General features: G+C 57.2%; 15 protein-coding genes. 6 read left to right on the top strand and 9 right to left on the bottom strand.

The window, feature by feature from the left end:
• Nucleotides 1-19 precede the first annotated feature (19 nt).
• The 7 genes from CPA54_RS03080 to mutM form a co-directional block, all read right to left on the bottom strand.
• Nucleotides 20-925, bottom strand: coding sequence for a hypothetical protein (locus tag CPA54_RS03080; RefSeq protein WP_249085512.1), 906 nt, complete (start codon nt 923-925; stop codon nt 20-22).
• Complete coding sequence (gene gyrB / locus CPA54_RS03075; RefSeq protein WP_081563161.1) at nt 915-3,362, bottom strand: DNA topoisomerase (ATP-hydrolyzing) subunit B; 2,448 nt, start codon at nt 3,360-3,362, stop codon at nt 915-917. Before gyrB ends, CPA54_RS03080 begins: the two co-directional genes overlap by 11 nt.
• A 128-nt stretch (nt 3,363-3,490) precedes the next feature.
• Nucleotides 3,491-4,591, bottom strand: coding sequence for a DNA replication/repair protein RecF (recF, locus tag CPA54_RS03070; protein ID WP_103765541.1), 1,101 nt, complete (start codon nt 4,589-4,591; stop codon nt 3,491-3,493).
• Nucleotides 4,592-4,600: 9 nt separating this feature from the next.
• Nucleotides 4,601-5,725, bottom strand: coding sequence for a DNA polymerase III subunit beta (dnaN, locus tag CPA54_RS03065; protein WP_043560108.1), 1,125 nt, complete (start codon nt 5,723-5,725; stop codon nt 4,601-4,603).
• Nucleotides 5,726-5,799: 74 nt separating this feature from the next.
• Entirely contained in the window at nt 5,800-7,251 is a 1,452-nt protein-coding gene (dnaA, locus tag CPA54_RS03060; RefSeq protein ID WP_154981439.1) for a chromosomal replication initiator protein DnaA, read from the bottom strand.
• A 284-nt stretch (nt 7,252-7,535) separates the two neighbouring features.
• A complete protein-coding gene (rpsT, locus tag CPA54_RS03055; protein ID WP_043560115.1) occupies nt 7,536-7,808 on the bottom strand; it encodes a 30S ribosomal protein S20 in 273 nt (90 codons plus the stop codon).
• A 108-nt stretch (nt 7,809-7,916) separates the two neighbouring features.
• Complete coding sequence (gene mutM / locus CPA54_RS03050) at nt 7,917-8,771, bottom strand: bifunctional DNA-formamidopyrimidine glycosylase/DNA-(apurinic or apyrimidinic site) lyase (protein ID WP_249085511.1); 855 nt, start codon at nt 8,769-8,771, stop codon at nt 7,917-7,919.
• Nucleotides 8,772-8,800: 29 nt separating this feature from the next.
• Here mutM and ubiE point away from each other — a divergent pair, with 29 nt between their 5' ends.
• The 5 genes from ubiE (at nt 8,801) to CPA54_RS03025 (ending at nt 14,122) form a co-directional block, all read left to right on the top strand.
• Complete coding sequence (ubiE, locus tag CPA54_RS03045) at nt 8,801-9,589, top strand: bifunctional demethylmenaquinone methyltransferase/2-methoxy-6-polyprenyl-1,4-benzoquinol methylase UbiE (RefSeq protein WP_081563158.1); 789 nt, start codon at nt 8,801-8,803, stop codon at nt 9,587-9,589.
• Between the two features lie 2 nt (nt 9,590-9,591).
• On the top strand, nt 9,592-10,779 hold the full coding sequence (gene coaBC, locus CPA54_RS03040; protein ID WP_249085510.1) for a bifunctional phosphopantothenoylcysteine decarboxylase/phosphopantothenate--cysteine ligase CoaBC: 1,188 nt from the start codon (nt 9,592-9,594) through the stop codon (nt 10,777-10,779).
• Nucleotides 10,780-10,814: 35 nt separating this feature from the next.
• A complete protein-coding gene (dut, locus tag CPA54_RS03035) occupies nt 10,815-11,267 on the top strand; it encodes a dUTP diphosphatase (protein ID WP_043560125.1) in 453 nt (150 codons plus the stop codon).
• 254 nt (nt 11,268-11,521) lie between these two features.
• Nucleotides 11,522-12,799, top strand: coding sequence for a hypothetical protein (locus CPA54_RS03030; protein ID WP_143539834.1), 1,278 nt, complete (start codon nt 11,522-11,524; stop codon nt 12,797-12,799).
• A gap of 3 nt (nt 12,800-12,802) precedes the next feature.
• Nucleotides 12,803-14,122, top strand: a complete 1,320-nt coding sequence (locus CPA54_RS03025) for an AAA-associated domain-containing protein (protein ID WP_081563154.1) — start codon at nt 12,803-12,805, stop codon at nt 14,120-14,122.
• A 46-nt stretch (nt 14,123-14,168) separates the two neighbouring features.
• Here CPA54_RS03025 and msrA read toward each other — a convergent pair whose 3' ends face one another.
• A complete protein-coding gene (gene msrA, locus CPA54_RS03020) occupies nt 14,169-14,702 on the bottom strand; it encodes a peptide-methionine (S)-S-oxide reductase MsrA (RefSeq protein WP_086431394.1) in 534 nt (177 codons plus the stop codon).
• Nucleotides 14,703-14,872: 170 nt separating this feature from the next.
• Here msrA and ilvD point away from each other — a divergent pair, with 170 nt between their 5' ends.
• Nucleotides 14,873-16,726, top strand: a complete 1,854-nt coding sequence (gene ilvD, locus CPA54_RS03015; RefSeq protein ID WP_081563153.1) for a dihydroxy-acid dehydratase — start codon at nt 14,873-14,875, stop codon at nt 16,724-16,726.
• Between the two features lie 104 nt (nt 16,727-16,830).
• Here the strand turns inward: ilvD and CPA54_RS03010 are convergent, their stop codons facing one another.
• Nucleotides 16,831-19,536 carry a valine--tRNA ligase gene (locus CPA54_RS03010; RefSeq protein ID WP_249085509.1) on the bottom strand — a complete coding sequence of 902 codons (2,706 nt, stop codon included), beginning with the start codon at nt 19,534-19,536 and terminating at the stop codon, nt 16,831-16,833.
• Nucleotides 19,537-19,546: the final 10 nt, after the last annotated feature.

Below are 19,546 nucleotides of genomic sequence, written 5' to 3'. Positions count from 1 at the left end.
AGGTGCATGAGGGGCAGGCTCAGCGGGTCTGGGTGTGTGTGACAGCAGAGACTTTTGGTGCTGCCTGTAGAACGACAAGAATCTGCCCCATCTTGTAGTGATCGAATTCGATGCGTGCTGGAACGAACCCGCCCTGAGGATCATGGACAAACCAGACGGTTCCTTTGTGAGGACTGGACTGGGCGGCCTTGAAGCGTGTGCCGATGGAAAAACCACCAATCTGCCGTCCCGTGAAATCACATTTCAGGGCGTCCCCCCGAAAATAGGACCCATGATCCTTGGGAAGGGTCGTCTGGCTGGGGCCATGAACATCCAGATAGGACAGACGGATACCATCGAAAACAGGTCTGCTGAAAGTGCAGTCCTGTTTCAGCGTCATCCGGTGTGTCAGCGCAACAAGAAAACTGAGCATGTCGACAGACTGCTTCAGCTCTGCAGCGGGCAATGGCTCCCGCTGTTTGTCTACTGGCAGGAAGACGGCCACATGCGGGCCAGTCAGATCAAAATCAATGTGAGCTTTTTCTTCCTCGCCATGGGCAAATCCACTGTTGCTGAAGGAAACCGGCGCAACATTATCTCCGTTGAAGTGCCCCTGGGCACTGCTCAGCAGATTCAGTGTCAAAAACCAGCTGGCAAGACCAACGGTATAAAGATGCGTCTCCACTCCGTAGCCCCAAGGTTGCAGGACATAATCTGCATCAGCGCCCAAGGCATGATACCCATGAATGAAAACACCGTACCGGAGATGTATGTTCTGTGCGGCAGGCAGGGTGTCGGCTGCGCTTTTCAGTGAGGGTGCCGGTGCAGGCGCGTCTGCCTGCTCTGCCAGAGCCCCCGGGGCCAGCAGACAGGAAGAAGCCAGCGTCAGGCTCGCCAGCAGGCGGCCAGTGATGGAGCGGCGGATTGAAAGCGTGTCAGACGTCAAGATTGGCAACCTTCAGTGCGTTATCCACGATGAACTCACGACGGGGTTCGACAACATCCCCCATGAGGGTGGAGAAAACCTGCCCCGCTTCTTCGACATCGCCAACCTGCACTTGCAGGAGGGTCCGGGTGGCCGGGTCCAGCGTGGTGTGCCAGAGCTGCTCATCATTCATTTCGCCCAGGCCCTTGAAGCGGTTGATGGCCAGACCACGGCGCCCTTGGGCCAGTATCTGTTCCATCATCATGCCTGGGCCAGAAAATTCGAAATTCTTCTGGTCAAGCTGCAATGTCACGGGCCTGCTGAAGAATTCAGCAAGCCACTGGGACTGCGCGAGAAGACGGCGTGCTTCACTGGAGCGAAGCAGTGTGGCTTCAAACGTGTAGCGTTCCCCCACACCACGGAGAAAACGACGGCAGGTGACGCCCTGGCTGTCGGCCTCAACTTCCCAGCCCCGCTCATTTTCGGGAGATGCTGCTTCCAGTCTGGCCAGGAAGCCATCGACTGCTTTCTGTCGGATCGCTGCATCAGGGTTGATGAGCCCGCTGACAGCCGCCTGCTCCATGATCCAGAGCGGGACACGGGCTGAAAGTGCCCGCATGTCCTGTGCCAGTCGGCTGCAACGGTCAATCACGTCACGGAGTTCCGCACCGTCCAGTACGGTTCCGTCATGGCAGGTCAGGGATGCATTGCTCAGGGCCTTGTCCAGCAGGTAGCTGTCCAGTGCAGGTTCATCCTTGAGGTAGCGTTCCTCTTGTCCACGTTTGGCACGGAAGAGCGGCGGTTGGGCAATGTAGAGATGGCCGTTTTCGATGAGTTGGGGCATCTGCCGGAAGAAGAAGGTCAGAAGCAGGGTGCGGATGTGGGAACCATCCACGTCAGCGTCCGTCATGATGACAATCTTGTGGTAACGGAGCTTGTCAATATTGAAGCCCCCCTGCTCGGCTGGACCATGACCGATCCCCGTGCCCAAGGCTGTAATGAGGGTGCCAATTTCGGCAGAGCCAAGCATCCGGTCGAAGCGGGCACGCTCAATGTTGAGAATTTTGCCACGCAAGGGCAGAATGGCTTGGAAACGGCGGTCCCGTCCCTGTTTTGCTGTTCCGCCAGCAGAATCCCCCTCCACAATGAAGAGCTCTGCCCCTTCCGGGTTGCGTTCCTGGCAGTCGGCCAGTTTGCCCGGCAGGGATGAGACATCCAGAACGCCTTTGCGCCGTGTCAGTTCCCGGGCACGGCGGGCGGCCTCTCTCGCACTGGCGGCATCAGCAATCTTGGCAATGATGATGCGGGCTTCCTTGGGATGCGTCTCGAACCAGTGGCCGATCATGTCGGCGGCGATGGTGTGCACGACAGGCTGAACTTCGGAAGAAACCAGCTTGTCCTTTGTCTGGGATGAGAATTTGGGGTCGGGAACCTTGACGGAAAGAACGGCGGAGAGCCCCTCCCGCATATCCTCACCTGTGAGATTGCTGGTTTCTTTCTTGTTGCCCAGCAGAGAGGCATATTTCCCGACGGCCCTCGTCAGGGCCTGCCTGAAACCGGCCAGATGGGTGCCGCCATCACGTTGGGGAATGTTGTTGGTGAAGCACAGCATGGTCTCGTGGAAGCTGTCATTCCAGCAGAGAGCAAATTCCACCTTGATGCCAGATGTTTCATCCTGAAGCTCCCCGGTGATGGGAGGGTCGATCAGTGGCGTCTTGGAGCTGTTGAGCCATTTGACGAACGCTGTCAGCCCCCCTTCATAGTGGAAGACAACCTCCCGTGGCTCACTGTGACGCTCATCACGCAGGATGATCTTCATACCCGAATTCAGGAAGGCCAGCTCACGGACACGGCGCTCCAAGATACTGAATTCGAATTCAGTTTTGGAGAATGTCTCCGCACTCGGCTTGAAGGTGACTTCCGTTCCGTTTTCTTCGTCCGAATCACCGATGACGGCCAAGGGAGCTACACGCTCACCGTGCCGGAAATGAATGGCATGTTCCTTGCCCTGTCGCCAGATGCGGACATCCATGGTCTCGGAGAGAGCATTGACAACCGCAGCCCCCACACCGTGCAGACCGCCGGAAACCTTGTAGGAATTCTGATTGAATTTGCCCCCGGCATGCAGCTTGGTCAGCACGACTTCAGCCGCACTGATCCCCTCTTCCTCGTGCAGGTCTGTCGGGATACCACGCCCGTTATCCCGGACTGTGACAGAGCCGTCCCCATTCAGAGTGAGAATGCAGTAGGAGGCGAAACCTGCCTGTACCTCATCAACGGCATTATCAATGATCTCGAAGACCATGTGATGCAGGCCGGAGCCATCATCCGTATCCCCGATATACATGCCAGGCCGCTTGCGGACAGCATCCAGCCCCCGCAGGACGGAGATGGAAGAGGCGCCATATTCCTCATGATCGGAAGACTGAATTTCCGGCTGGTTATGGGATTCTGACATGCCTGCGCATTACTCCGGTTGGCTGAGAGCTTTGATGAGTGAATATACTGTCAGAAGCCTTTCCTGACCAGTGCTGTCACCGGGGTTATCCCGAAATAACCGTGAGAAAAGGCCATATTCTGGCCGCCTCATGCCGGATGGAGTGCGCCATTCTGAACATGAAAGAAAGCTGCAATGTTTCTGATGGAAGAAAAAGGTTCAGCTTCGGTTCCTGTCAGGATGGTGGTCGTTTTCAGGGCAGAGAGACTGTCCATCAGGATGATCCGCCGCCGTTCATCAAGATGGGTCAAAGGTTCATCCAGAAGGATGACGGGAGCCTGCCCCCAGACCCTGCTGATGGCATGGGCATGGGAGAGGATGACGCTCAGGAGCATGATTTTCTTCTGTCCACTGCTGGAGTGTGCTGCCTGACGGCCTGTCATGGCGTCCCGCAGGCTCATGTCAGCCCTGTGTGCTCCGATAGAGGTGCTCTTGCGGGCTTTGTCCTGAAGGCGGGACTGTTGCAGGGCGTGGCGGAGCTGGTCTTCCACTTCCAGAGCCGGGCTGGCTTTCAGCGCTGTGGCGATGGGGCAGTGCAGCTCCAGAAGGGTTTGGGGGAAAGCTTCATTGCCGAAAGGGGTTTCTTCCAATGTTTCGAGAAGATGCAGCCGGGCTGCCGTTATGGCGACTGCGTGGCGGCTTATGGATTCTTCCAGGGAGGTCAGCCAGGCCGTTTCATCAGGCTGTTCCAGCAGGATGCGGTTCCGGCTCATGACGGACCGCTCATGTGCCATGAGCTGCTGCGTATGATCCGGCAGGAGAGCGACGGTCAGCCGGTCCAGAAACCGTCTACGGCTGCCAGCACCTTCAAGAAAGAGACGTTCCATCTGCGGAGTAAGCCAGACGCAGGAATAAAGTCGGGCAATTTCTGCCATGGTCCGTGTTCTTTCTCCGTCCAGGAGAAAGATGCGGCGTCCCCGCCCCTCGGTCAGGCCGGTAGACAGTTGGAACTGTTGTCCTTCCCGCTCCAGATGGGCGGCGACGCCCCATTGGGTTGTTCCGTGGCGGGGCAGCATATGAGCTGGTGAGCCCAGAAGCCCCCGCCCCGGGGCAAGCAGGGAAAGGGCTTCCAGAAAATTGGTTTTGCCGCTGCCATTCTCCCCTGTCAGGACGGACAGGGTGGCGGACGGCTCCCAGACGCACCGTCTGTAATTACGAAAATCCGTTAATGTCAGACGGTGCAGGTTCAAGGAGATCGTTCAGACCCGGATGGGCATGAGAACGTACAGAGCCGCAGGTTCGGCCGTATCGCGGATCAGTGTCGGAGATGAACTGTCGGCAAGGGCGAACTCGGCTTCAGCGTCGATCTGGTCGGTGATGTCCGTCAGGTAACGGGCCTGGAAGCCGATCTCCATGTCGTCATTGTCGTAGGTGACGCTGTTTTCATCCAGCTCCTCCTGAGCAATGCCCTGATCGGGGCTGGTTGCGGAGAGGGTCAGATGGTTCTTCGTGATGGTCAGCTTTACCGGGCGGGAACGTTCCTGGCTGATGGCCGCTACACGACCTACGGCTGCCGCAAGATCCTGCTTGGTAACACGCAGGATGCGTGAATTGGACTGGGGAATGACGCGGGTATATTCCGGAAAAGTGCCATCCACCAGCTTGGAGGTCAACAAGATGGAACCGATACGGAACTGGATGCGCGTCTCTGAAAGAGCCACCTCTACGGAGGCTCCATCATTGTCCAGCAGTTTCCGAACTTCGGTTACGGTCTTGCGGGGGATTATGATGCCCGGCATTTCTTTTACGCCGAAAGGCGCTGGAACGTCGACTTTGGCCAGCCGGTGTCCATCTGTCGCCACAGCCCGGAGATGGTTCTTTTTGTCCACCAGTACGATATGGAGATAGATGCCGTTGAGATAATAACGGGTCTCCTCGTTGGACATGGCAAAGCGGGTACGGTCGACCAGCCGACGCAAATCACCTGCCTGAATGGCAAAATGATGAGGCAGATCGCCTGCTACCATGGCCGGAAAGTCATCAACTGGCAGAACGTTCAGGCTCGTCTCGTACCGCCCGGCCTTGAGGTGAAGGGGCCCTTCCGCATCCTTCTGTTCGAACTCGATCAGGGCACCATCGGTCAGTTTGCGGACGATCTCGAAGAGAACGGCAGCCGGAACAGTGACGGACCCGGCATGTGTGGCCTCTGATGGAATTTCCTCGACGACGGCAATTTCCATGTCCGTCGCTGTCAGGCGCAGAACCTCGCCATCATGCTCCATCAGCACATTGGCGAGAATGGGGATGGTGTTCCGTTTTTCAGCGACACCCTGAATGTGAGACAGTGCACGCAGAAGTGGCGCGCGATCAACTGTGAACTTCATGACAACCCCAAAGCCTTATCGGGAAGAGTAATATGTCTCTCTAGCAAAACAAGGACATGCTTGAAAAGCCATCTTCAGCTTTCCAGCATGTGGCGCAGCAGCTCGACGCTTTCAGCCAGACCGGGGTCCTGTTCCATAAGCTCCGAAATGCGGTTCACGGCATGCATGACAGTCGTATGGTCCCGATTGCCGAATTTCCGGCCGATTTCCGGGAGGCTGCGGCTTGTAAGCTGTTTGGCCAGATACATGGCAATCTGCCGGGGGCGGGCCACGGCCCGGGCACGACGGGCTGATGACATGTCGGTCAGACGGATATTGAAATGCTCGGCCACCTTGCGCTGGATTTCATCGATCGTGACACGGCGCTCATGAGCTTTGAGCATGTCTTTGAGGACATCCTGTGTCGATTCCAGCGTGACGGGTCTGCCTACCAGATCAGCATGGGCGATGAGGCGGTTCAGTGCGCCTTCCAGCTCCCGCACGTTGGTGGTGATCTTGTGGGCCAGATATTCCAGCACCTTGGGAGGGACAGGCGTGCCAGAGGCCTTGGCCTTGGCTTCCAGAATGGAAATGCGCAGTTCGAAGGTCGTAGCGTGAATATCCGCTACCATACCGCAGCCCAGCCGTGTGCGGAGCCTGTCTTCCAGACCGGAAAGATCAGAGGGGCTCTTGTCAGCGCTGACGATGATCTGCCGCCCTGCATCCACCAGCGCATTGAAGGTATGGAAGAATTCTTCCTGCGTGCTGTTCTTCCCGATCAGGAACTGGAGGTCGTCAATCATCAGCACATCAACCGACCGGAGCTGTTCCTTGAACTCCATCTGGGATTTGGACTGCATGGACGCAATGAAACGGTACATGAATTTCTCGGCAGACATATAGGCGACCGAGATGTTCCCGCGGCTGATCAGCTTGAGGCCAATAGCGTGCATGAGATGGGTCTTGCCAAGACCAACGCCACCGTACAGGAAGAGCGGGTTGAAACCGGGGCTGGCGGGATGATCCGCAACACGCCCTGCACAGGCATAGGCGAATTCATTGGGCTTGCCGACCACGAAATTGTCGAACGTGAAGCGTCGGTCCAGCGGGACGGCAAGATCATTCCGCACTTCATTCATCGAGGGCGAAGTGGCTGCAACGGCCTCTTCACGATCCAGGGCCGCTGCATCTTCATTGGCCATGGCGCTGATGGAGAGATTCGCAGCCCCCCCGCCCTCTTCAGCCTGTGGAGCATCATCCCCGGTTTTTGCGGCACGCTGTGCTTTCTTGTCGATCCGTAATTCGACATGCTGGACAGCTGGATTCTCTTCACGCCACAGGGACTGAAGGCGTTGGCCATACTGGGCACGGACCCAGTCTCTCAGAAAACGTTCCGGCAGGTAGAGGGTAATTTCATCATCATCCAGCGGGCCCAACGTAATGCGCTGGATCCACATCCTGTATTCCACATCGCCGACCTCACCTTTCAGGCGATCGCAGATGCGCAGCCAAGATGCCTTGAGAGCAGAATTTTCAGAAGAGGCCATAGCAGCGTCCTGGGACTGAGCTTTTTCCACTTCTGATCTCCGTACTTCATGGTCTTGCAGGCCTTCGGCTAGGGTAGAACCCGCCAGAAGGGGTAATCAAGTGTTTTTGCCGGGGCTTGGGTGCCTTGTCACACTAGCTTAACCTTCAGGAAAGGGAAAGCCTGCTTGGGCCATGATACGACCCCGCCTTGCGTGAGGGCAAAAAAAGAACGCGCCCAGTGGGCGCGCCCAAAGCCGTTTCATCAGCTCCTGATGAAACGGGCCATTCTGCCTGGATCGGACGATCAGGCAGCGGCGGTAAGAGACTTGATGCGGGCAGAGAGGCGGGAGAGCTTGCGGCTGACCGTGTTGCGGGAAATCACACCCTTGCCAGCTGCACGCTGCATCTCAGGCTGGGCCGCACGAAGTGCTTCTGCCGCTGCATTCTTGTCGCCGGACAGGATGGCCTTCTCAACATTCTTGATGAAGGTACGCATACGGGACAGGCGGGAAGCGTTGCGCAGACGGCGGCGCTCGTTCTGACGGATGCGTTTACGGGCAGATGCGTTGTTTGCCATGGGCTTCAGGTTTCCTGCGGATAGTTCGCTAAAAAATAATGTCTGCCCCTCTACCGCTCCGCTGACATGGCGTCAAGCACTGTCTTCATATCCTGCGGCAATAACGGGTCACTTACGCAACTTTTTCTGGCAGTGTGGACAGAAAAACGTGGACCGACTGCTCTGTGTCATACGCTGTATGGGGATGGAATACCCTTTTGCCAGGCATGCTGGGCAGGGTTGCCCTTCCCTGCCATAGACAAGATGCAGGGTCTGGAAAGTCCCTGGCTGGCCATCAGTGTGCACATAGTCCCGCAATGTGGAGCCTCCGGCGGCAATAGCCGTCTGGAGTATCTCCACAATGAGGCTGCAGAGACGGTTTGTCTCCGCCTTGCTCAGACTGTCAGCGGCCCGTGCGGGATGGATGCGGGCCCGAAACAGGGCTTCGCAGACATAGATGTTCCCCAGTCCGACAATCCGGCGCTGGTCCAGCAGGGCATTCTTGATAGGCATCCGTGTCGTGACCAGGGTTGCCGCAAGGGCTTCTGCCGTAAACTGGTCAGAAAGAGGCTCCACTCCCAGATGGGTAAGCTGTGGCTGCTGGTGTTCCTGTTCTGTCTGGAAGAGACAGACCATGCCGAAACGTCTGGGATCCACCAGGGCGACACGATGGTCGTTGCTGGTCCACAGGACGAGATGCTCATGCTTGCGGGGTGGCAGATTCTGGCGGGCAGGGTCGATGAACAGCCTGCCGGACATGCCCAGATGTATGAGAAGGGTCCAGCCATGCTGGAAATCCATCAGAATATATTTGGCACGACGTCTCAACTGGATGATCGTTTGATGGAGGAGGATTGTGGAGAGACCTGGCGGAAAAGGCAGACGCAGGTCAGGCCGGTTGACCTCCACGCTGGACAGGCTGTGCCCCTTCAGCGAAGCCTTCATGCTCTGGAGAATGGTTTCAACTTCTGGGAGTTCTGGCATAAATATCCGCAATGAGATAACGGTGGCATATGACTGAACACCATTCTTCCCATACCTCCTCTTCTTCGTCAGCTGATTTTGAGGCTGATACGATTGATTTCGGCTACCGTGATGTGCCACGGGGCGAAAAGAAACCGCTGGTCCGACAGGTTTTTGAAAGCGTTGCTGGCAAATACGACGTCATGAATGACGCCATGTCCCTCGGTATCCATCGGGTCTGGAAGCGCATCTTCGTGACCATGCTGTCCCCGCAGCCGGGATACAGGCTGCTCGACCTTGCTGGCGGTACGGGAGACATCACTTTTGGCTGGTTGCGTCGTGGTGGTGGCCATGCCGTGCTTTCGGACATCAACGAGGCCATGCTGGAAGTTGGCCGTCAGCGGGCCATCAAGGCCGGGCTGATCGGGGAGATGGATGTCTGTGTTGCCGATGCCGAGGCACTGCCTTTTCCCGATGCTTCGATGGACAGGGTCTCCATGGCGTTCGGACTGCGCAACTGTACGGACAAGGATGCTGTCCTGCGGGAGGTCCGTCGTGTGCTGAAGCCGGGCGGGCGTTTTCTCTGCCTTGAATTTTCGAAAGTGGATGTGGCGGCCCTCTCGGCCCTTTATGATCTCTGGTCTTTTCAGGTGCTGCCCCGCATGGGGCAGATGATTGCTGGTGATGCGGAGAGCTATCAGTATCTTGCCGAAAGCATCCGCATGTTCCCGGATCAGGAAACACTGGCAGGCATGATGCGGGCGGCGGGGATGGATCGTGTATCCTATCAGAATCTTTCGGGAGGGATCGTGGCCATTCATTCTGGCTGGCGGCTTTGAGCATGGCCCGCGTCATTCTCATTCTGGGAGGTGGCATTGCTGCCTACAGGGCGCTGGATCTCGCTCGGCAGCTCCGGCATGAGGGCATGGAGGTCGTGCCCGTCATGACGGAAGCGGCGAAGCAGTTCGTGACGCCATTGTCCCTGGAAGTGTTGTGTGGCGCTCCTGTCCATGATGAGCTGTTCCGCCCCGGGCAGGAAAGTGAAATCGGTCATATCGCTCTTGCCAGGTCGGCCGACCTGGTGCTGGTCTGCCCGGCCACGGCCAATCTGATGGCTCGCATGGCACAGGGCATGGCTGATGATCTGGCCACGACCCTTCTCCTGGCAACGGCAGCTCCCATTCTTCTGGCACCGGCCATGAATCCTCACATGTGGTCCCATCCTGCCACACAGGCCAATCTTGCCCTGTTGGAGCAGCGGGGTGTCCGATGCGTTGGTCCGGCGCATGGTGCCGTGGCCTGTGGTGAAACCGGCATGGGACGTCTGGCAGAGCTGGACGAGATTCTGGCGGCAGTCCGTTCAACCCTGTCGGGGGGAACAGGCCTGAGGGGGTGCCGTATCATTGTCACGGCCGGCCCGACGGTAGAGCCGATTGACCCTGTCCGCTTCATTTCCAACCATTCATCAGGGCTTCAGGGCTATGCCATTGCAGGCGCTCTGGCGGCCAGAGGTGCCGACGTCCGGCTCGTGAGTGGTCCTGTCTTTCTGCCCACTCCACCGTCTGTCCAGCGGATTGACGTAAGGACGGCAGAAGAGATGAAGGCTGCCTGCCTTGCACAGCTTCCGGCTGATGCAGCCATCTGTGTGGCAGCTGTCAGTGACTGGCGCCCTGAGACTGTCAGCAGCCGGAAGATGAAAAAAACGGCAGAGGCTCCGCCTGTTCTTTCCCTGAGAGAGAATCCTGACATTCTGGCCACGCTGTCCCATGTTGCAAAACGTCCGGCACTGGTTGTCGGGTTTGCGGCGGAGACGGATGATCTTCAGAGTCATGCGGAGCAGAAGCGTCGCCGCAAGGGGTGTGATTGGCTTCTTGCCAATGATGTGAGCCGGCATCCGTTTGGTGGGCAGAAAAATCAGGTATTGTTCCTGACAGAGAATGGAACGGAGAGCTGGCCAGAAATGACCAAACCCGCTCTGGCAGAACAGCTTGCAGAGCGGGTGGTGGCTTTTTTCCAGAAACAGGATTAACAGTCCTCTGGCTTTAGCTGTGAGGGGATCAAGCCATGTCCGATGTCGTGAAAGTCCGTATTCTTCGCCTCCCCCATTCCGAGGGGCTGGAGCTGCCTGCCTATGGAACTGCCGGAGCTGCCGGTGTTGACTTCCAGGCGGCGGTGCAGGAGCCTCTGATACTTCGTCCGGGGGAGCGGAAACTGGTGCCGACAGGGCTGTGTGTTGCCCTGCCTGAGGGGCATGAGCTTCAGATACGTCCCCGCTCCGGATTGGCCCTGAAGCACGGCATCATGGTGCCCAACAGTCCCGGCACCATTGATGAAGATTACCGGGGAGAAATCCGCATCATCCTCATCAATGCCGGGGCGGAAGATTTTGTCATCGAACGTGGGATGAGGATTGCCCAAGGGGTTCTGGCGCCTGTCGTGAGAATGCAGTGGCAGGAGTGCAGCAGCCTTGATACAACAGACCGAGGGCATGGGGGCTTCGGCAGTACCGGCCATTGACCGGTTTTCCAGTCCCGGCGGCTGATTTTTGAGGGGTCGGTCATGAAGATTCATTCGGCCATGGGCCAGCCATGAGACGGGATACTTGGCCCTTTGCGTACCTTTCCAGACTGGGGGAAAGAAGCAGGCACTGGCTGTTGGCTTATCAGGGAAGTGGTCTCTCCTGCTGTGTCCTGATTCTGGGGGGACTGTATGGGCTTCTGCGGGCATGTGGTCTGGTGCCCTTCCCTGTCTTCCCGTCTCCATGGGATGATATGTTCTGGACCCTGGGCAAGGGAGTGGTGGCGCTGCTTCTGGCGGCTGCGGGGCATTGTGTTCTCCTCTCCTTGGCGGCCTGTTCGACTGGCCTGCGTCGGGCGCTGGCTGGTGTGACGGCCATACTGGGAGAAATTCCCTCCCTTTGCCTTGTCGGGCTGTTCTGTATGGTCATGACGCCGTTCTGGGATGTCGTGGCGGTGGGCTGCTTCAGCCTGCTGGTCAGGAGTGTCCACGCCACCCTGAAAGCGGAAACAGGAATCCCGTCCAGTTTTCTGAAAACGGCAAGAGCCTTGCGGCTGGGGCGCTGGCAGGGTTTCTGGCGCCTTCACATCCCGTTTGCCTTCCCTGAACTCGTACGGTCCGTTCTGAGGGACCTGCCCGATTTCTGGCTCCGTATTCTGGGAGGGGAGCTGGTTCTTGCACTGTTTCTTTCCCATACCCCTTCCGGGTTGGGGGGAGCACTTCTCTCGGCCCTGAAAACAGGCGGAGAGTTGTCCGCCTGTGGCGTACTGCTTCTCATGCTGGTGCCTGTGCTGCTGGTTCAGCATGGTCTCATTGCGCCCTTGCGCGGATACGGTCGGCATTATGCCGTCTGTGACCAGATGCAGACACAGAGGCTGGAGGAGCGTTCCGCTTCCTGGAAGAGGCGCTGCCTGCTGGGAGGGGCCGGAACCATGCTGACCATGATCCTTTCCTGGGGGTTCTGGGGCATACCGGGGCCGTTGGGAGCTCTTGTGGTAGCGGTCTGTCTGGTTGGTGGGGTCTGGGGGTGGCTGGGGGGCCTGCTGCTGGGTGCTCCTGTACAGGTGCAGAAGCGGATCCGGAAGGCCTGCCTGGTGGTAGCGCTTTTTCCTGTTTTCATGGTCTGGCTGGGACTGTCCGTACCCGTCCCTCTGAATGTCATGCCGGCTCTGGCGGTCATGGGCATCACTGGCTGGGCGTTTCTTCGGGAAGCCGACGTTGCGGGGCGTCAGTTCATCGTGATGGGGCATCATCTTCGTTTGCCCCTGTGGTCATTCTGGAAGGATGTCCGCCTGCCCCTGCTTTGCCCGCCTCTGCTGCAGGCAGCTGTCGTGGCGCTGCCTTTTTTCTGGGACAATGTCTATCTGGCCGCTCTGCTGGAAAGGAAAACGCTCCATCTGCGTATTCTTCAGGCTCACGCCTACAGTGTACAGGGCATCCTGCTGTGCCTGATGACGCTGATGGCTGTGTCTGTCCGATGGGGTATCTGCATTCCATTGCAGGAGCGCATGGCGCACCGTTATAGGATCTAGCTCATGAGTGCTATCTTACGCTTGGCCGACTGTGCACAGTTTGCACATAAATCCCGCCATCAGGACGTTCCCATTGTTGAACAGGTCAACATGGATGTTCGGGAGGGGGAAATTCTGGGGCTTGTCGGACGTTCAGGCTCGGGCAAATCCAGCCTTCTTAAGATCATGGCTGGCCTGGAACAGCCCCGAAAGGGGAAAGTGTTCTGGCGGGAAGGACGAGCTACTGCCCAGGCGCTCGAAACGGTGTCCATCATCCTTCAGGATGATGTTCTCTTTCCATGGCTGACAGTACGGGAAAATGTTCTTCTTGCTCTGGAGGCCAGACGTCAGCCCCGGGAAGAGCGGGAAAAAATTGCGGATGCCATCATCGAGGTCCTCGATATGGACGGATATGAAGGTGCCTATCCGAGAGAGCTTTCTGATGCTCTGGCAGAACGGGCCTCGCTGATCCGTGCTCTGGCACGGCAGCCTGAAATCCTTCTGCTTGATGAGCCTTTTCTCAATATCGATCATCTGAGCGCCGAAAACCTGCGAACAGACCTGATAGAACTGTGGCAGGAACATCGGCTGGGACCTTTGAAAGCCATGGTGCTGGCCACTCATGCCATTGAAGAAGCCGTGCTGATGTGTGACAGGATTTTACTGTTTTCATCGGGGCCAGGGCGTATCACGCATGAGATTGTTGTGCCCTTCCCCCATCCCCGGAATCGTCAGGACGATGATTTCCGCCATTTTGTGGATCAGATATATACATTGATGACCCTTCGGGCGCCCAGTGTTTCGGAGGCTGACCTTTCCACGCCCGATCAGGGAGAGGTTCAGGATGAAAGTGATTCCTTCATCGTGCTGCCCGACATTTCCATTGAACTTCTGGTCGGCCTCATGGAATCGCTGGAACATGCGCCCCTCTCTGGTCGGGCAGACCTGCCGGAGTTGGCCAATCAACTCCAGATGACTCTTGATGACCTTTTCCCGCTGGGTGAAACCCTGCAATTGCTGGATTTTGCAGAGCTGGAGGATGGAGACATCATGCTTACCAGCACGGGCCGTACCTTCGTGGAAGGCGATGCCGATGCGCGCCGGGACATCATGCGGACGGCCCTGCTCCATTCCGTCCCGCTGCTGAAGCTGATCCGCAGCACGCTGGATGAGCGGAGCAACCATGCCATGGATGCTGATATATTCCGCCGCAAGCTGGAAGATACCATGTCCACAACCTATGCCCGGCAGACAATGAATACAGCCATATCATGGGCCCGTTATGCCAATCTGTTTGGCTATGATGAAGAAACGGACCGTGTGCTGCTGGAATATGACGAGTGAAGGAACCTTTTCCCGTTCCTCCACTGTTTTCATGATGGAGAACTGATTATTTCAGCCGGTCCCGGTAGAGCTTGCGGGCCTTGGCAACCTTGGGGGCCACGACGGCGGCGCAATAGGCTGTTTCCGGGTTGCGGGCAAAATAATCATGATGGCTTTCTTCCGCCTCCCAGAAGTGGGCAGGTCCCTCAATGGAGGTGACAAGCGGTGCCTCCCAGATGTTCTGGGCTGCAATGTCGTCCCGGACTGTCCGGGCAACGGCCTGTTGGGCTTCATCACCAAAGATGACGGAGCGGTATTGCGTGCCTACGTCATTGCCCTGCCTGTTCAGCTGGGTCGGGTCATGGGTTGTGAAGAAAACCCGGAGAATATCCTCCAGACCAATTTCAGCAGGATTGAACACCACCCGTACTACCTCGGCATGGCCGGTCTTGCCGGTACAGACAGCTTTGTAGCTGGGATGCTCTACATGACCACCCGCGTACCCCGGTTTGGCAGAGATGATGCCCCTGAGACCGTTGAAGATGGCTTCGACACACCAGAAGCACCCGCCCCCAAGGATGATGGATGATGTCTGTGTCATGGTTGCTCCTGTCCGTGTAAAATCGTGAGTGCCCTGCATATGGCCTTCAGCGGCCTGTATCGCTAGGGGGCAATCGCCATGCTTTTCATATCTTTCAATTTTTTTGTTTTATGTTACCGTTTCTTACTATAGAACGCCCTGAAATATTTTTTTTGAAAGAGGTTTCCTGAATGCCTGCCTATCGTTCCCATACAAGCACCCGTGGCCGCAACATGGCAGGGGCCCGTGCGCTCTGGAGAGCGACAGGCATGAAGGATGGGGACTTCAGCAAACCCATCATTGCCATTGCCAATTCCTATACCCAGTTCGTGCCCGGTCATGTCCATCTCAAGGACATGGGAGCTCTGGTGGCTTCGGCTGTGGAGGAAGCCGGTGGTGTGGCCAGGGAATTCAACACCATTGCCGTGGATGACGGTATCGCCATGGGGCATGGCGGGATGCTCTATTCCCTGCCCTCACGGGAACTGATTGCGGATTCCGTGGAATATATGGTCAATGCCCACTGTGCCGATGCGCTGGTCTGTATCAGCAACTGTGACAAGATTACACCGGGCATGCTCATGGCCTCGCTACGGCTGAACATCCCGACCGTTTTCGTGTCTGGCGGGCCAATGGAAGCTGGCAAGGCAGACATGGACGGCATTGAGCGGGCGGTTGATCTTGTGACCTCCATGGTGGCGGCAGCTGATGAACGTGTCAGTGATGACATCTCCGAACGTGTGGAACGATCCGCCTGTCCGACCTGCGGTTCATGCTCGGGCATGTTCACGGCCAATTCCATGAACTGTCTGACGGAGGCGCTTGGTCTTTCCCTGCCGGGCAATGGCTCTCTTCTGGCGACACATGCCAAACGTAAGGAGCTTTTTCTTGGGGCTGGCCGCCTGAGCGTAGAGCTGGCAAAGCGCTGGTATGAGGAAGGCGATGCAACGGCTCTTCCCCGTGGCATTGCTACGAAGGCGGCTTTCACCAACGCCATGACGCTGGACATTGCCATGGGGGGCTCCACCAACACGGTGCTGCATCTGTTGGCCGCAGCCCGGGAAGCCGGAGTCGATTTCACGATGAGTGATATTGATGCCCTGTCCCGGAAGGTCCCTCACCTCTGCAAGGTGTCGCCCTCCGTTGCCAATGTACATATGGAGGATGTCCACCGGGCTGGCGGGATTCCGGCCATTCTTGGAGAGCTGGATCGTGCCGGCCTGATTGATGCGGGAACGCCGACTGTGCACTCTCCTACGCTGGCGGCGTCCCTGAGGCGTTGGGACATCATGCAGAATCAGGATGAGGCGGAAGAGCTGTTCCGGGCAGCGCCTGGTGGTGTGCGGACGGTTGAGGCTTTTTCCCAGAACAGCCTGTACAGGGAGCTGGACCGGGACCGTCGGACCGGTGTTCTGCGTGACCGGAACCACGCCTTCTCGCAGGATGGCGGGCTGGCTGTTCTTTATGGAAATCTGGCGCTGGATGGCGCCATCGTCAAAACGGCAGGGGTTGCAGAACATATTCTGAAGTTCAAGGGGCGAGCCCGTGTCTTTGACAGTCAGGATGCTGCTGTGAATGCCATTCTGGGCAAGGAGATCATACCGGGTGATGTCGTGGTCATCCGGTATGAAGGGCCCAAAGGCGGACCGGGAATGCAGGAAATGCTCTACCCGACCAGCTATCTTAAATCCATGGGGCTGGGAGAATCCTGCGCACTGATTACTGATGGACGTTTTTCAGGCGGGAGTTCTGGGCTTTCTGTTGGTCACATGTCTCCGGAAGCCGCTGAAGGCGGTCTGATCGGCTTGGTGGAAGAAGGTGATACCATTATCATCGACATTCCTGAAAGGCGTCTGCATCTGGAAGTGTCGGAGACAGAGCTTGAAGCGCGCCGTGCTGCCATGCATGGGAAGGGCTCTGCAGGCTGGCAGCCTCAGCGTGAACGTGTCGTTTCCACGGCTCTGAAGGCTTATGCGGCCATGACGACCAGTGCAGCCCATGGGGCTGTTCGGGATCTGTCCCAGATCATCGTCAAGAAGCTGTAATATCAGGGACGGCTGTCAGTACCGTCCCTCTCGATAAATCCCTTACAATAAAAAAGCCTGCCGTTTCAGGGCAGGCTTTTTTTTACTCTGATGGCAACGGGAAATCAGCTTATACGCCCCAGAGCTGTTTTCTGCTTGGCAAGCTCCTGCTGGAACGTCTCCAGCCGGTCACGATTTTCCTGAACAACCTCAGGCTTGGCACGGGCAACAAAGTTCTCATTGCCGAGCTTCTTTTCGACCTTGCCGATTTCCCCCTCAAGCCGTGTGATTTCCTTCTGGAGACGGGCTTTTTCCGCCTCAAGGTCGATCACACCCTCCAGCGGCAGGAAGATGGTTGCTTCATCCAGAATGAGCTGGGCAGCCATTTTCGGCGGCTCCCCTGCCAGTGGTGAAACTTCGGAGGCACGAGCCATCTGGTCGATGGCAGCCTGCCATTTACGGGCCCGTTCGAGCGTTTTTTCCGAAGCATCACGCAGCAGCAGCGGGGCTTTCTGGGATGGCGGAACATTCATTTCTGCCCGAACAGTCCGCACGTCACTGATCAACCGGATGACCCAGTTGACTTCATCCGCAGCGTCTTCAGCACCGGCAATCTGGGGAATCTCAGGCCAGCTGTCGGTCCCAAACGGTCCAGAATAACCCAGCTTCTCCCAGAGCGTGCTGGTCACGAATGGAATGACGGGGTGCATCATGCGCAGAATAATACCCAGTACATACGCACCAGCTGCCTTCAGCTCTTCTGCCTCCACACCACCGGCCCGGAAGGTCGGTTTGGAGAATTCCACGAACCAGTCACAGAAAATATTCCAGACAAAATTGTAACAGCAGCGTGTGTACTCATCAAAACGGGAGGCTTCCAGTGCCGCATCGGCTTGTGTCACGGCCTTGCGGGCTTCCTCCAGAATCCAGCGGGCCATGGTGGACTGGACAGCAGATGGATTGAAACCGGGATTCGGTTTCACTCCATTCATCTGGAGGAACCGGGAGGCGTTCCAGAGCTTCGTGATGAAGGCTCTATGTTCTTCAACACGGGTACGGCCCAGCTTGATGTCCCGTCCCAGCCCAGCACCCGCAGCAATGGCAAGGCGGGTAGCGTCCGCCCCGTAATCGGCAATCAGATCCAGAGGATCAATACCATTGCCTCGGGACTTGGACATTTTCTGTCCCTTCTCATCCCGAACAAGGCCATGGATCAGTATTTTGCGGAAAGGAACCTTCCCCATGAAGTGAAGCCCCATCATCATCATCCGGGATACCCAGAAAAAGATGATGTCAAAGCCGGTGACCAGGGTGCTGGTTGGATAATAGAACTCCAGCTCTTCCGTCCTGTCCGGCCAGCCCAGTGTCGTGAACGGCCAGAGAGCCGAGCTGAACCATGTGTCCAGCACGTCTTCATCCTGCGTCAGGGTGATGGAAGGGCCAGCCTTCTTCTGGGCTTCTTCTTCCGTCTCTGCAACGTAGGTTTTTCCATCAGACCCATACCAGGCCGGTATCTGGTGACCCCACCAGAGCTGACGGCTGATGCACCACGGCTGAAGGTCCCTCATCCAGGCGAAGAAGGTATTCTCCCATTGTTGGGGTTCAAAGACCATTTCACCGGACTGGACAGCCTCGACGGCGGGCTGTGCCAGTCTGGGCGCATCGCAGTACCATTGCAGCGTCAGTCTCGGCTCCACAATGGCACCGCCACGTTCGGCTGTGGGTACCTGAAGCACATGGGGCTCGATTTTTTCCAGCCAGCCCATCTCTTCCAGCTTTTCAACGATCTTCTTACGGGCCTCATCACGGTGGAGACCTTCCAGAGCCTGGACGAACTCGATGTCGCTTATGCCAGCGTGGTCAGCCAATTCGGCACGGATCTCATCCAGCCAGATGCAGGCGCTTTCATCCAGAATGGTCGGTGCTGGCAGGTCATGACGCTTTCCGACTTCGAAGTCATTGAAATCATGAGCTGGTGTGATTTTAACAGCCCCTGTTCCCTTTTCCGGGTCTGAATGTTCGTCTGCCACGACAGGGATGCGCCGCCCCGTCAGGGGAAGGATGATGGTCTGACCAACCATGCTGGTATAGCGGTCATCTTCCGGATTGACGGCCACAGCCACGTCGCCCAGCATGGTTTCCGGTCGGGTTGTGGCAATCGTGATGGTTCCACCGTTTTCCAGAGGATAACGGATATGCCACATGGAGCCTTTTGTTTCCCTGTTCTCCACCTCCAGATCAGAAATGGCCGAGCGGAAAACAGGGTCCCAGTTGACAAGACGACGGTCCCGATAGATCAGCCCTTCTTCATGCAGCTGGACGAATACCTTGCGAACGGCGCGTGACAGACCTTCATCCATGGTGAACCGTTCACGGGTCCAGTCCGCCGAGGCACCAAGGCGGCGAAGCTGCTGGATGATGGTCCCGCCATATTCATTCTTCCAGTCCCAGACACGCTCAATGAAGCGGGGCCGACCAAGCTCTTTCCTGTTGATGCCTTCCTTGTCCAGAGCCCGTTCGACAACCATCTGCGTGGCGATACCGGCATGATCTGTACCGGGCTGCCAGAGAACATTGGCCCCTTTCTCCCTCTGCCAGCGGATAAGAATATCCTGGAGAGTGAAGGTCAGGGCGTGCCCGAGATGCAGTGTCCCCGTGACGTTGGGGGGCGGAAACATGATGGAATAAGGCGAGCCACCTTTCCCGGGGTCCGCCCTGAACGTCCCGGCATTTTCCCACAATCTGTAAAGCGTGGTTTCGTAATCGGCGGGGATGAAGGCCTTTTCCAGATCGGAAGGAATCAGAGAAGAGTGTGCATTCTGTTCGGACATGGTTTCCCGG

Origin of the sequence: Parasaccharibacter sp. TMW2.1890 (genome assembly GCF_023337645.1) — a bacterium.
GTDB classification, from domain to species: domain Bacteria; phylum Pseudomonadota; class Alphaproteobacteria; order Acetobacterales; family Acetobacteraceae; genus Bombella; species Bombella apis.
This window is presented reverse-complemented; position numbering and strand designations above follow the sequence as displayed.